Raw genomic sequence first — 13912 nt, 5'->3', positions numbered from 1 at the left:
ACCGCCTGCATTCGGCCCCGACCCGCACGCTGCGTCAGCGTCTTGCTCCCACCACGTGCAGCGCCCCCCGCGCCTGATCGCGGCCCTCACGTCACCCCGAAGATTTTAGATTTGCAGAGAGCACTGCTCTCGACCGCTGTATTGCCTTAAGCGTGTTGCGCCACCCGCAACGCCCATACTTATCCAAATCGACCGCCAAAAACGGTCCTCAAGCAGGAGCCTCATCACCATGCTGAGCTGGGACGAATTCGACAAAGAAGACGCCGCCGAACCCGCCAAAGGCGCTAACGCAGGCCATGCCTCGGAAGCCGCAATGGACAAACTCGACAGCGCCGGTGGCCAAGCCGCACAAGAAGCGCGCGCCGTCACCGCCAGTGACTCCGCCGCGATCAAACGCGCCAAGGCAGCACTGGACAAACTCGACGTCGCAGAAGGCCTGGCTGAACTCGAAGGCGCCAGCGCACGCGTAGCCGTCGACGAAAAAATGATGATCAACTGCCGCGCCGACCTCAACCAACTCGTGCCTTTCAAGTACGACTGGGCCTGGCAGAAATACCTCGACGGCTGCGCAAACCACTGGATGCCGCAAGAAGTCAACATGACCGCCGACATCGCCGTATGGCGTGATCCGCTGGGCCTGACCGACGACGAACGCCGCATCGTCATGCGCAACCTGGGCTTCTTCTCCACCGCCGACTCCCTAGTTGCCAACAACCTCGTGCTGGCCGTGTACCGCCTGATCACCAACCCCGAGTGCCGCCAGTACATCCTGCGCCAGGCGTTCGAGGAAGCGATCCACACCCACGCGTACCAGTACTGCATCGAATCGCTGGGCATGGACGAAGGCGAGATCTTCAACATGTACCACGAGATCCCATCGGTCGCCAAAAAGGCAGCTTGGGGCCTCAAATACACCCGTTCGATCTCCGATCCGAAGTTCGAAACCGGCACCGTCGAAACCGACAAAGAACTGCTGCGCAACCTGATCGCCTACTACTGCGTTCTCGAAGGCATCTTCTTCTATTGCGGCTTCACCCAGATCCTCTCCATGGGCCGCCGCAACAAAATGACCGGTGTCGCAGAACAGTTCCAATACATCCTGCGCGACGAATCCATGCACCTGAACTTCGGCATCGACGTGATCAACCAGATCAAAATCGAAAACCCACACCTGTGGGACGCTGAAATGAAGGAAGAAGCGACCCAGATGATCCTGCAAGGGACCCAACTGGAAATCGAATACGCCCGCGACACCATGCCCCGCGGCGTGCTGGGCATGAACGCGGCGATGATGGAGGACTACCTCAAATTCATCGCGAACCGTCGTTTGAGCCAGATTGGTTTGAAGGAAGAGTACCCAGGCACGACTAACCCGTTCCCATGGATGAGCGAGATCATGGACTTGAAGAAAGAGAAGAATTTCTTTGAGACGCGGGTTATTGAGTATCAGACTGGTGGGGCGTTGAGCTGGGATTGATTTGATTCCACTAAAACATGATTGACCGCGAAAGGCTGCCAGAAATGGTGGCCTTTTTTTGTCGCCCAAAAAATCAATTTAGCCATGGCAAAAATACTAAGGTCCAGAATCGCGGCATACGGCCACTAGCAAAGAAGTAAGTTCGTTCGTACAGTGATGGTAGAAATTTCCTACACCACGGACGGAACGCCATGGCAATCCCAGCAGTTGAAAAGCAAGCGTTAGATCAGGCCATAAAGAAATTTGATAGCGAGCTTAGAAATACATCCGACTGGACCAAGTGGGAATCCAACCGGGCACATAAATTTGCCATCCGAATACATGACAAGCTCTACCCTGCAAAAAAAATCCTGTCGCTGGCTACACATCTCCCCGTAAGCGAGTTCACAGGCGGCGCCCCTACAAACGGTTATTTGCGAGCTCGAGGTTTCGAGATCGTGGATCTAAGAACGTCACCAAAACTAGAGTTTTTGAAAGGTGAGGTCTATGACCGCCGAACAGAAATACATGGACCGTTCGGAGGGAGTTTTCAAAGTGGTATTGCGCCATCAGACAGAGTGCCTGCAATTTTTTTATTTGCAGGAACGTCAGGCGAGCAATTTGGCTACATGGACGAAGAAGATGAACATGGCGTTTACTCGTACACGGGCGAAGGTCAAATCGGCCATATGAGGCTGACTCGAGGAAATCTTGCGATTCAAGAACACGCGGCAACTGGTCGAGCACTGCACCTTTTTAAATCGCTCGGCAAAAGCAAGGGGCAGCTATACCTAGGGGAATACGCATGCGCCGATCTTTCGTGGAAAGATGGTCCAGACCGTACGGGTGATATCCGAAAAATCGTGATTTTTCATCTGGTGCCTGTCGCAGACCTTGCGGCATACGAAGTAGAGCCACCTCGCGATCTATCAGCGGAAAGCTCAGCCTTAACAATCGGAGTCCTCAGAGAGCGTGCTTACGAAGCAGCGGTTGCCTCCGTTAGCAAAGGTAAACTCACGTCAACTCGAACCGTTTATGCAAGAAGCCAAGCGGTAAAGGACTACGTACTGAGCAGAGCAAGCGGAACATGTGAAAGCTGCTGTCTACCGGCACCATTCATTACTAAGGCGGGATCCCCCTATTTGGAACCCCACCATATAAATCGTCTCTCTGATGGCGGGCTCGATCATCCAAAATACATAGGTGCTATCTGCCCTACATGCCATAAAGAAATTCACTACGGTAGCGCAGGTGACGAGAAAAATAGTCTGCTACGTGAGTCCATAATGAAAAAGGAAATGGGGGCGAAATAGAGAACCCGCCCAAAGCGTGAGTCGTGAATTTCAGAATTGCCCTACAGCTTTGCCCCTTGTCTGACTCACCAGCTAACCCTAACCTCACGCCGCGCCTAAGAAACGCACCAGAAACCTAACAGCAGCGGCCTGACCGCTTCCGATACCATGCGGCTTTTTTGTACCTGCGGCCTCTGGCTGCGCGTCCTAAAATCTCTGTTATGTCGGGAGTGGACCAATACAAGACCCGTAAGGGGAATACGTCCGGCCTTTTCTGCTGTGAGGTTTCTTAACTCCCGACGCCTAAATCCAAGTATGGAACAGCAGAGATAACAGCATGGACTACGTAAACCCCCGCTCTAAATGCCCAGCTCCTCAAGTCGCCCGGCTCAGGGAGACGCCAAATGTCTGAACCACTCCAACCCACCTCATTCCTACGCCACAACCGCCAGCTCCGCGCCCTCCTCCTCGAATCCCAAGTCTGGTTCTGCGCTCGCGATATCAGCCGCATGATCGGCTGGCCGCTGGATGAGCGCACGACGCGCAAGCTTGATGCTGACCAGCGTCGTGTGGTGACGCTGACGACGCATTACGGGCTGGTGAGTGAGTTGCTGCTGAGCGAGTCGGGGTTGTACACGATGCTGGTGCATCACCATCACGCGGAGAATCGCGGTCTGCGGCAGTGGGTCACGAATGAGGTGGTGCCTGCGTTGCGCGATGAGCAGTTGCCGCCGACGCACAGCAGTCCGTGTTTGAGTTTTCTGCAGTGGCCGGGGTTGTCGGTGAGTATGTTGCATTGGCAGAGCGAGCCGTGGATCAGGCTGCGGGATATGCCGAGGCTGTTGCCGCATGCTGAGTTGCAAGCGGGTTCGCAGACTGTGCAGGTTCGGGGGTCTTGGTGGCGGGCGGCGTGGCGGTTTTTTGGGTGAGTTGCGTGGAAGGCCAGAGGCGTAGGTCTCTGGCCTTTTTGCTTTCAGTATTCATCCCGGTATTTGTCGCAGTTGAAGAACAGTTCCAGGCCGATGCACCAGATGACCGTGAAGGCGTAGAGGTAGGGTTCTTCGATGACGGTGTCGAGTGTGAAGGTTGCTGTTGCGCCCACGGCAATAAGCGCCAGGCCGGACCCTTTTCTTTTCTGGCGGTGTTTGATCTTGTGGTTTAGCAGGTAGTAGGCGGTGCAGGAAAGGCAGACGGCGAGGATGAAGAGCATGGGTTATTCCTCGTCCTTGGTGAACTGGTCGCAGTCGGAGAACAGTCCCCAGCCGGTAAACATAGTCATCCAAACAATGAGGAAATAAGGGCCCTCTGGCCATGAGAATTTAAAAGCTCCGATTGCTCCGGAGAAAGCCATCGTGAGCCCTAGCCACTTTCGCCAGAGTCTGGATTTGAGTTTATAGGTCAACATGCAGGTGATTGTCATGAAGAGGCCTATAGTCATGGGCATGGTCATCGCGGCCCGCCTTTATTCTCAATGACCATGGTTGCCGATGTGTGTTGAGGCCCGATCCCGCCGTTTACCCAAGCCTGAACGGCTATCGCGACGTCACCTGCATGTCGCGACGCCATGGCGAACGAGACAGCAGACCCAGCGAGAAAGCCAGCAGCGCCCTTTACCAAGAGCCGCGACGCAGGAAATGCCGCGCTAGTTATCCCCCCTACCGCCTTCGCCAATGCATCGTTCTGATCATTGAACAACTCCGCTTGCTTGCGCGTCAGTGGATTAGATATCGCCACCAACATTTCGCACGGTCGCCCTTGCGCCAGCATTCGGTCGTAAAGGTCGGAGACGAAATTGCTCACTTTCCAGGACTCCCCCTTTGACGCGCAGAAGTGCAGTGTCCGGAGGTTCTGGCGGTCGGACGGCATGACGGTGAAGATCGTAACCCTGAAAAACACACCGAAGTGCCCCATGTATTGGCTGGTTTCTTGTTTCACAGGCGAAGCCCCTGGATGGAATCAGGGCACAGGGTTACGCGGGTGTAGGACGAATGAAATGGGGTTTGAGCGGAAGAGATGTGGACTACTAGCGGATGGGATGCGTCCTACGTTTTTGCCTCCTGTGCGGGGACGCGAATCGTCTGGGATGCATTCCCACGGGAGCGTTAGGATCGGCTATCAAAAGCTCCAGGCTGCCCAAGGGAGGCTGGAGCTAAAGCGAACGTCTCCGGACTCTAGGATGAAAAGTGTAGGAAAGCCCAGATCAGCCCTTTGAGCGTGCTCGGTACTCTTGAACCATCTCTTTCGAAACGTCCTCTTTGAAGCACAGTGGCGAGTAGCCGCCAGCGCGATTATACGCGCTGCGCTTACCGCAACGGCTGCCATTGCGGGCTGAGTTGTAAGGGCACGGGCAATTGCCTGGGTACGAAGCGATTGAGTCTTCGATCAATATTCGGACGATGGCCGAATCGGGGGTCGGCGTTTCTTTTGCAAAAACTGAAAACGCGCAAAACAACGCGAGTACGGCGACGAAGCTGCTTCCTGTCTTTCTCATGGCCTTTCCTTAGCAAGCGGACGATATGTCCGATCCGCTTTCTACCATGATATCATCGAGCCATCACCATCCTTTTCCTCTCTGCTTGAAGCCGCTGTCTGTAATCTGATATCGAAGATTCCTACAGACATGTTCATAATGATTCGCAGATCTTAAAACCTCATGCTGACAACCGAGTCAGACGCTTTCGCACAAATTTGCGTCCTAATGGATTTATCGAAAAGACCACGGACATGGCCAAGAAAACCTCTCTGTTTGACGACCTTCTTTTCATCGCGTCCAAACTCCCGTGGTGGGTCAGCCTGACCATCGCAGTGGGCTCGGGGGTTTATCTGCATTCGGTGGCGAGTGCGCCTTTGCCGATTTACTCCGGGGTGCAGCAGCTTCAATCGATGATGCTCGGAACGATGTTCAGAACGTTCGCATCGTTCGGCCAGTTCATCCTCCCCACGATCTTCGGCCTCGGCGCGATCTTGTCGATTCTGGCCCGGCGCAAACGGCGCAATCTCCTCACCTCCATCACCACGCCAGGTGGCAACACGCTGGCGAGTATTTCGTGGCGCGAGTTTGAGTTGCTGGTGGGTGAGGCGCTGCGGCGGCAAGGCTTTGCGGTACAGGAAACGGGTGGGAACGGGCCGGACGGCGGGGTTGATTTGGTCGCACGCAAGGACGGCGAGAAGTATCTGGTGCAGTGCAAACAGTGGCGTTCGATGCAGGTGGGCGTGCCGGTGGTGCGTGAGCTGTATGGGGCGATGGCGGCTGAGGGGGCTGTCGGCGGTTTCGTGATTACCAGTGGGCAGTTTTCCAAACCGGCGCGGGAGTTTGCGTCAGGACGCAATGTGCAGTTGATCGACGGCGCGGCGCTTAACCGGTGGATCGAGCTAACCCGCAAACCAGTGCCTAGGCCGTCGAGCCCGGTGGTTGATGAGCGCGTCGAGCCGGTCATCAAAGCTGAAGCAGCACCCATATCGGGAATTCAGCCATCGCCAAAAACGCAGCCTGCCCCGCAAGCGCCAGTTGTACCCACCGCGCCAGCCTGTCCGCACTGTCGCAAGCCGATGGTGGTGCGTGTTGCGCGCACGGGGGCCAACGCTGGAGGTGATTTCTGGGGTTGCTCGAATTATCCGAAGTGTCGGGGGATTCGGACGATTTTTGCGCCGATGCAGGTGAAGTGAGGTGTTTGAGGGCGTTTGCGGACTTGTGAAGACCGCGTGAGGGCGTTCGAGGGCAAGCGCGCTCCTACAGTCGTAAGACACACATTCCTACAGAACTTGACGGCATTAGGGCAGAATGCGGCGCTGTATCTGGCTCATCCAGATCGTCACCTTATCGACCCGTTCAAAGGAATCCTCATGCGGTTTTTCAGCCTCAAAACCGTTCTGCTCCTCTCGGCAATCTCCCTTGGGCTGGCCAGCGCGAATCTGTACGCAGCGACCAAGCATGCGCCCGCACACGCCCCCGCCAAAAAAGCACCCACCGGCCAGAAGGTCTCGATGCTGGGCGGCAAGTTCGTGTTCTACCTGCCCAAGGAATACGTCAAGAGCCCCATGCCGGAGATTGATGCCAAAGCCAAGGCGGCGGGCGTCACGGGTTCGTTGTACATGAATAAACCGGCGAAGCGCGTGGTGATCGTCACCGAAACGCCGCTCGCCTCAGACACCAAAGTCGCCCCCAACGACAAGCAGACCCTGGACGGCCTGATCGCGGAAACCCTCGAACAGCAGAAAACCAGTTACAAGAACTTTAAAAAGCTCGGCGAGAAAAGCATGGTGCGCAAGGGCCTGGGCATTCGGCAGCTGGACATCGCTGGCGATGTGGAAGGCGGTCGGGTGATCAGCTCGACGGTGGCGGCTGCGAACGGGAAACGCACGGCGATGGTCAACGTCATTTCCCTGGAAAAAGACACCAAAGCCCATGGCGTTTTAATGAAAGGGATTACGGGGTCGAAGTGATGGTTGCTGCTTTTTAGGCAGCGTTTGCAGCCTTAAAAGCAGCAATCCACAACCCCTCCCCACGAATCCCTCACCACCTGCATCCATCCCCGCCCCGCCTACGTACAAACTCAAGACCGTACGACCCCAGAATCCATTTGAATAGAGCCAGCGCGAAAGACTCATCAGGGGGATGAGCGCAGCTTTTCGGCGCGACGGTCGGTATTTAATAACGCCAAATAGTGGCAGAACGCTCTTCCCAGCGATTGAAGGGCAGGCGACACTCTGAAGCGTTGGTTGCGGCTGATGGTGCTGGCCGATTGTGCGTAACTGCCCGGTGAAGCGTATGAACAACCCCTCCGGTAAAGGCCTGTCATTCGCCAAGCGCATGTATTTGCCCCGCAGCGTGGGGCTTGGGGTCGGCTTTTTCTGTATTGCCGCCGCGCTTTATCCCGCCAACCTGCCCGCCTGGGCGTGGGCGCTGATGATATTCCATGGTTTTGGTTGGTCTCACGTCGCGTATCAACTGGCGCGAAGATCCAGTCAGCCCTACCGCGCCGAGCGCCGCAATCTCATTTATGACTCCATCGCCGGTGGCTTCTGGGCTGGCACGATGGGGCTCAATCCCCTGCCCACCGTGACCGCACTGTCGATGATGGCGATGAACAACATCGCGGCGGGTGGCCCCCGGCTGTTCTTTCTCGGCGCGCTGGCTCAGGTGGCGGGCGGGTTAATCGGTTACGGTATTTTCCTGCCGACGCTGTTCCCGGCGATCACTCAAATTCAGGTGTATGCCTGTTTGCCGATGCTCGTGATTTATCCGATGGCCATCGGATTGCTCTGCTATCGCGTGGCAGTGCAGCTATCGCAACACAAGAAGGCGCTGCAGAAACTCAGCACCACCGACAGTCTCACAGGGCTGATGAACCACGGCGGATGGAAAGACCTGCTGCATGTCGAGTTCAATCGCTCCCAGACATCGAAGCGCCTTTGTAGCCTGGCGCTGATTGATATCGATCACTTCAAGACCATCAACGACACCTACGGCCACATCATTGGCGACAGCGTACTCAAGCAATTGAGTGGCACTCTGATCTCAAGCCTTCGTGAGACAGACATTGCGGGGCGCTACGGCGGTGATGAGTTCTGCGTGATCCTGCCCGACACCACCCTCGCCCAGGCCACGGAAATCCTCGAGCGATTACGCTGTACCGTCAACGAACACTACGACGCTCGCCTGCCCGGCATGAAACTCAGCCTGAGTATCGGCATCGCCGCTTATGGCCCGCACTTGCCCGACGCCAGCATGTGGCTGCATGAAGCGGACATGGCGCTTTACGATGCCAAATCCACCGGGCGCAACCGCGTGACCTCGGCGGTGCCTGGGTCAAAGGTGTTTGAATCGGCCAGTGCTCAGTGATTCAGCGTCGCAATCTGGCGATGGCTTCAAAAAGGGTGGGGAGCCCGCTCTTTTCCAGGTACTTGGCCATTATTTTGCGTAAGGCGGTTTGCAAATTGTCAGGCGGCTGGGCACTGGCTGTGCCCTTGCCTTTAGCCTCTGCATCTGGAGCCGCGCCCTTGCTCTTCTTGCTGATGCCGACGTCATAAGTCTCTTTTGAAAGGTGTTCTACGTAATCTTTTTTGACGTAGTGGTGCGTCTTGAAACTGTCGTCGATATTCAGGGGTTTGGTGGATGAAGAGAATTTGTTGACCACCAACTCCAGAAAGCCGAAGTGACTGTGGGACAGCACGGAGTAATCGTGATCCGTTTCGAAAGCGATGAAGCCTTTATCCAGCCGTGTCGTGGGTAATGACGGGCTTTCTCGGATCCGTTTGGCGATGGCTGCATTGGGCTCGGTGAAGCTGTATGACACGCGGTGTCCTTCTACGTCATACGCCTTACCTCGATTGTGCGGCAATATGAGCTTTCCTTCGTCGGCATGACGGTAGTCTGCCAAGGAATGCCCCAGCCTATCTGCGTATTCCAGATCAATACCTTCAGCCTGAGCAAACTCGTAAATATCGCCAAGTAGCTGCCTATCATCCGAGGTCAGAAAAAGTGCCGGCGGAGTAGATACATTCATGAGCTTTTTATCACTCACCATGGTTGGCTCAGCATCCGGAGCACTGAAAAACAGCCTCTGTCTTAGCAGCGTTTGACCGCTGATCGCCAAGGTAGATGCAGGTGTAGAGTGCTCAACAGTAATCGTCGATAGCTCATCGGTCTTGGCAGGTTTTACTGCGGGCATGTGGGTGGCAGGACGAGTATTCGATGTGTGATCCACGCGCATAATCAAATCTCCTGAAAGTCTCCCGCCCAAATACGGCTTCAAAGCAGGTTCAGCGCTGGCGGCTGGCAATACGTCTGGCCAACTTCAGTCCGCCATACTCGTCTGGGCTTGTACCTTTTTAAGTAGCAGCAAGGGAGGCATTTCCCAGAGCAGTTCGCTGAGCGGCTTGCTCAGTTCCAATGCCCCGTAGATAGCTTCCTCACGATCCAGATGACTTTGTTGAACGGCGCGATAGTTATCGGGGTAAATGCTTTGCTCGACGGGCAGCAAACGATCGAAGTGTTCAAGCAGCCCGCGAAACACGATGCGCCGCTCGACAACACCGCGTGTTGTGGCGATGAGTTTGATAAAGAAAGAGCTGTCCAACTGACGGATTGCCTCATACGCCGCGTAACGCTCCGCCATTGTTATTAATGTGGTTTCGTCACAGACCACGCAGCACAAGGCTTCTCTGGATGTATCTCGAAAGGGGTTGGCCACTTCACCGCACCGATGGTGCCTGGACAACGCAAAACCCACTGCCTGCTCAACGACCTTCAAGCGATGTTGGTCTTGGATTTGTGAAACGTCATTCAACACAGGTGCCTGCCGTCCTTCACAAGCGACCTGTGCGGAAAAGTTGGCAAAAACTCCATCAGGACCGAACAGCTCGGTTTGACGTTGATAGAGCCGATCACTGGACAACGCTGTTTGTTGCTCGGCCAAATTGAGGAATTTGACCTGAATACCTGCATCGACCCGGTGCGCCGAGAGTGCGTTGAGCAGGCGAAACGAGTATTCAGTCCAGCGCGTGTTCGTGGTCATCTAGAGTCCTTATTATTTGGTTTATTCAAAGGCGGTGGCGAACTCAGCCGGGTGTCAGTCATCTCTGAGACGATTACTGACGATAACCGCGAGACAACTGTTGCAAGGTAGCAGCCATTAAATTTTGGCCATTTTTAAAGTAACGCTGACAAACCCCACGCATGACAATCAAATCGGACAACTTGGCGCCTATTATTTTTTTCATTATTTTGTGCTCATCTGTGACACAACCCGATGCACGCCAAACTTATATTGGCAAACGCAATACGGTATCTCGATCACAAGTCTCATCTATCAGATGAATGAATAGCGCCATTATCAACCACTCTTCCAACAATACAATCCGTCAGATGTAGGGGGTCAGGTCTTCAGGTTCTTGCGCGGTGCGGGCAGATAACTGGCGATCAGTTGGGCGCGGTTCTTGACAAGGGTTTTTCGCAGCAGCGCGGACACGTGATCGCGCGCCGTGTAGTCGCTGATGCCCAGCCGCTGGGCGATGTCCTTGTTGGTGCAGCCCTGAATAACCAGCTGCAGCACCTCGCGCTCTCGCTGGGTAAGCCTCGCTGCTCTTAGCTTTTTGCCTTTTGACTCCAACATGAGTGTCCAGATCCTTTTTATATTTATCATTGCTGACTGCAATATCTGCATCGGCACCCACAGCCATTTTTTTAGCTGTTGCCGCGACGGATTTTTTATTTAAAAGCGATCACACTAGATAACGATTATCCGCACCCAAGATGTGAAAATTCCTACATTACAAAGAGAGACTTCTGCTTATTACACATACAACGCCAACGAAGCCACACGAAAAAACGCCGCAGACGGCGGCGAAGTCCTGCGGCATCATTAGTTTCAAGTTGAAGTTGTATAGACAGGCAAGATAGACGTGATGACGGCGATTTACAATCAGTTGTTACAAATCATCAGTGCGATGTTCGTTATTTATTTTTTGCCTTGATTCCCCCCCGTGGGGCGACCCGCAATTCACTGCCCGCAGGCCACCTCAACATCCAGGCGAGGGGCATTTTCAAGCCAGTATCTTGGTAAACATCTCGATGGCGCGTAGTGCGTGATCGGGCGTCGCTCAACGACGCCCAGACGGTCAACGGCAGGCGGGCGCCGTTCCGATGTCGTCAACCTGCATGCCGCGCCGCACGCCGAAGAACATGGCGGTCAACAGGCCGACGGTGCCCATGAGCGCGCAATAACCGACACACACCCACGGGCTCCACGGCATCAGCGCGATCAGGATCAACGGCGTGGTGCTGGCCCACAGCGCGTAGCTGATGTTGTAGGTGAAAGAGATGCCCGACACCCGAATGTTCGCCGGGAACAGTCCGATCATGACTGACGGCACGACACCGACAATCCCGCAGGCCAGGCCAGCGATGGCGTACGCAACGCCGGTCGGCAGCCATTGAATGACCAGACTGGCGTACAACACTGCGATGCCGATCGGCAGCAACAGGCTGTACAGCACCACCCCGCGCCAGGCGCCGATGCGGTCTACCAGCCAGCCTGCCAGCACGCAACCGATGTTGAGGAAGACGATGCCAATGCTGCTCAGGGCGAAGGTGTCGCTGGGGCTCATGCCGAAACGCTGTTGCATGACCGTGGGCGTAATGACCACCAATACCACGACGGCAGAGGTCAGCACGCAGGTCAGCAAGGCGGCGGGCAGCAGGGACTGGCGATGCTCACGCAGCACGGTGCGCAGCGGCAGTTCGGTCATCTGTTCGCGTTGGGCGTGCAGCGCCATGAAGACGGGTGTCTCGCTCAACCAGCGACGCAGCCAGACGCCGATCACGCCAAACACACCGCCCAGCAGAAACGGGATGCGCCAGGCGAAATCGAGGATTTCGCCATGGCTGTATACGCGCGCCAGCCAGGTAGCGGTCAGCGCGCCAATCAGATAGCCAAACGTCAGACCGGCTTGCAGCACGCCCAAGGCATAGCCGCGGTGTCCTTTGGGCGCGTGTTCAGCCACAAAAACCCATGCACTGGGCACTTCGCCGCCCACGGCCGCGCCCTGGAGGATGCGCAGGGCCAGCAGGATCAGCGGCGCCCAATAGCCGATGTCGGCGTAAGTCGGCATCACGCCAATCAACAGGCACGGCAGCGCCATCATCAGGATGCTGAGGCTGAACACGCGTTTGCGGCCTAGTTTGTCAGCGAAGTGCGCCATCAGAATCCCGCCCAGTGGCCTGGCCAGATAACCGGTGACGAAGATCCCGAAGCTTTGCAGCAGACGCAGCCACTCCGGCATTTCAGGGGGGAAGAACAGTTGGCTGAGGGTCAGCGCGAAGAAGACGAAGATGATGAAGTCATAGATTTCCAGCGCCCCGCCCAGTGCCGCAAGGCCCAGGGTCTTGTAGTCAGCGCGGGTGATCGGCTGAGGACGTGGTCGAAGAATGGCTGTCATGGGAGCCCCCAAGTCGCGAGTAAATCGGCAGTTAAAGTGCGACCCAAGGTCGCAGGGCGCGAAGAATAGCAAAGCTGGGGCACAGAAACAGATGAGAAGACGATCGGCGTGCGCGGGCAGTGGACAAGCGCTCATTAAAGGTCGGGCTGCCTACCCCTTGTGGGAGGGAGCTTGCTCGCGATGAGGTCGGCACATCCGCACATCTGCTGGGTGCCAAGTATCAAATCGCGAGCAAGCTCCCTCCCACAATCACCAGGTCTGAAGTACAAGATTTCTCCTGCAATATTGATCCCGGCCATCACATGGCATACGCGCCGGGCGTTTCTCCAAACTGCGCGCTGAAGGCCGAGATGAAGGTGCTGACGCTGTCGTAGCCAAGAGTCATGGCGACCCGGCCCACGTTATCGCCTTGGGCCAGCAATTCCAGTGCGCGCTTCATGCGGGCGACGATGCGCCATTGCACCAGCGACATGCCGGTTTCCAGTCGAAAATGCCGAGTGAGGCCGCGCTTGGACATGCCCACCCGCCTCGCCCAATCGTCCAGGGTCAGTTTGTTGGAAGGGTCGGCGACGATGGTCAGGGTCATGCCCACCAAGTGCGGGCTGCTGGGCATTGGCAGGAACAGCGGCGTTGCCGGGGACACTTTGAGTTCGTCGAACAGCACTTGCAGCATTCGGTCCTGCTCGGGCGCGAGTTCAGTGCCATCGGTGTTCCAGGCGCCGATGCGCTCAAGCAATGCGCGGGACAGGCTAGTCAGATCGAACACGGTCGGCACGTTGGGGAACAGTGGCCCTTGATCGGGGCGCAGGTACATCATCCATCCGGTGGTCGCCGGGTGCACCCGCGCTGCATGAGCCACACCGGGTGGAATCCAGCCGACACGTCTGGGCGCTACCACCCAACTGCCAGCATCAAGCTCTGCGGTGATCACGCCTCGTTCGACGGCCCAAAGCTGGCCTTCGCGATGGGCGTGCAGGCTATCTTCATCACGATGGGTTAAAGAACCGGTCTGAACCAGTAACGGGCGGCCATCGTGAATGCGGCGTTGCAGCGCGTAGTGTCCTGGCATGGCCCGATTTCCCTGTTGGGTGGCGGCCCGACGTTAGCGCGCCAGGACATCAGAACGCAATGCGCACAACTTCTGTAGGAGCCAACTTGTTGGCGAGCCAGACGATGCGGTGGGTCAGGTCCGCCGCCTCGCGAATAAATTCGCTCCTACAGGGTT

General features: G+C 56.2%; 14 protein-coding genes. 6 read left to right on the top strand and 8 right to left on the bottom strand.

Annotated features, from left to right (window positions below; translation table 11 throughout):
- Positions 1-229: 229 nt before the first annotated feature.
- From ACWKV9_RS02390 to ACWKV9_RS02380, 3 genes are all read left to right on the top strand, one after another.
- Entirely contained in the window at positions 230-1477 is a 1248-nt protein-coding gene (locus ACWKV9_RS02390; RefSeq protein WP_483834478.1) for a ribonucleotide-diphosphate reductase subunit beta, read from the top strand.
- A gap of 191 nt (positions 1478-1668) precedes the next feature.
- The gene (locus tag ACWKV9_RS02385; protein ID WP_483834477.1) at positions 1669-2769 is read left to right on the top strand and encodes an HNH endonuclease; all 1101 of its coding nucleotides are present in this window, start codon (positions 1669-1671) and stop codon (positions 2767-2769) included.
- 383 nt (positions 2770-3152) lie between these two features.
- Positions 3153-3677, top strand: coding sequence for a BRO-N domain-containing protein (locus ACWKV9_RS02380; RefSeq protein ID WP_483834476.1), 525 nt, complete (start codon positions 3153-3155; stop codon positions 3675-3677).
- A gap of 44 nt (positions 3678-3721) precedes the next feature.
- Here ACWKV9_RS02380 and ACWKV9_RS02375 read toward each other — a convergent pair whose 3' ends face one another.
- From ACWKV9_RS02375 to ACWKV9_RS02365, 3 genes are all read right to left on the bottom strand, one after another.
- Complete coding sequence (locus tag ACWKV9_RS02375; protein ID WP_483834475.1) at positions 3722-3958, bottom strand: hypothetical protein; 237 nt, start codon at positions 3956-3958, stop codon at positions 3722-3724.
- A gap of 236 nt (positions 3959-4194) precedes the next feature.
- Positions 4195-4683 carry a hypothetical protein gene (locus ACWKV9_RS02370; RefSeq protein WP_483834474.1) on the bottom strand — a complete coding sequence of 163 codons (489 nt, stop codon included), beginning with the start codon at positions 4681-4683 and terminating at the stop codon, positions 4195-4197.
- 265 nt (positions 4684-4948) lie between these two features.
- Entirely contained in the window at positions 4949-5239 is a 291-nt protein-coding gene (locus ACWKV9_RS02365; protein WP_483834473.1) for a hypothetical protein, read from the bottom strand.
- Between the two features lie 233 nt (positions 5240-5472).
- Here ACWKV9_RS02365 and ACWKV9_RS02360 point away from each other — a divergent pair, with 233 nt between their 5' ends.
- The 3 genes from ACWKV9_RS02360 (at position 5473) to ACWKV9_RS02350 (ending at position 8590) form a co-directional block, all read left to right on the top strand.
- Complete coding sequence (locus tag ACWKV9_RS02360) at positions 5473-6414, top strand: restriction endonuclease (protein WP_483834472.1); 942 nt, start codon at positions 5473-5475, stop codon at positions 6412-6414.
- Between the two features lie 177 nt (positions 6415-6591).
- On the top strand, positions 6592-7191 hold the full coding sequence (locus ACWKV9_RS02355; RefSeq protein WP_483834471.1) for a DcrB/PsbP domain-containing protein: 600 nt from the start codon (positions 6592-6594) through the stop codon (positions 7189-7191).
- Between the two features lie 325 nt (positions 7192-7516).
- Entirely contained in the window at positions 7517-8590 is a 1074-nt protein-coding gene (locus tag ACWKV9_RS02350) for a diguanylate cyclase (RefSeq protein ID WP_483834470.1), read from the top strand.
- Between the two features lies 1 nt (position 8591).
- Here ACWKV9_RS02350 and ACWKV9_RS02345 read toward each other — a convergent pair whose 3' ends face one another.
- The 5 genes from ACWKV9_RS02345 to ACWKV9_RS02325 all read right to left on the bottom strand — a co-directional run bounded on the left by ACWKV9_RS02345 (position 8592) and on the right by ACWKV9_RS02325 (position 13756).
- Positions 8592-9461 (bottom strand): hypothetical protein, encoded by an 870-nt coding sequence (locus ACWKV9_RS02345; RefSeq protein WP_483834469.1) that lies wholly within the window; start codon positions 9459-9461, stop codon positions 8592-8594.
- An 84-nt stretch (positions 9462-9545) separates the two neighbouring features.
- On the bottom strand, positions 9546-10265 hold the full coding sequence (locus tag ACWKV9_RS02340) for a hypothetical protein (protein ID WP_483834468.1): 720 nt from the start codon (positions 10263-10265) through the stop codon (positions 9546-9548).
- A 360-nt stretch (positions 10266-10625) separates the two neighbouring features.
- The gene (locus tag ACWKV9_RS02335) at positions 10626-10862 is read right to left on the bottom strand and encodes a LuxR C-terminal-related transcriptional regulator (protein ID WP_483834467.1); all 237 of its coding nucleotides are present in this window, start codon (positions 10860-10862) and stop codon (positions 10626-10628) included.
- A 505-nt stretch (positions 10863-11367) separates the two neighbouring features.
- Entirely contained in the window at positions 11368-12687 is a 1320-nt protein-coding gene (locus ACWKV9_RS02330; protein ID WP_483834466.1) for an MFS transporter, read from the bottom strand.
- Between the two features lie 298 nt (positions 12688-12985).
- Positions 12986-13756, bottom strand: a complete 771-nt coding sequence (locus ACWKV9_RS02325) for a helix-turn-helix transcriptional regulator (RefSeq protein ID WP_483834465.1) — start codon at positions 13754-13756, stop codon at positions 12986-12988.
- Positions 13757-13912 lie beyond the last annotated feature (156 nt).

Source organism: Pseudomonas corni, from assembly GCF_057128765.1.
This window is presented reverse-complemented; position numbering and strand designations above follow the sequence as displayed.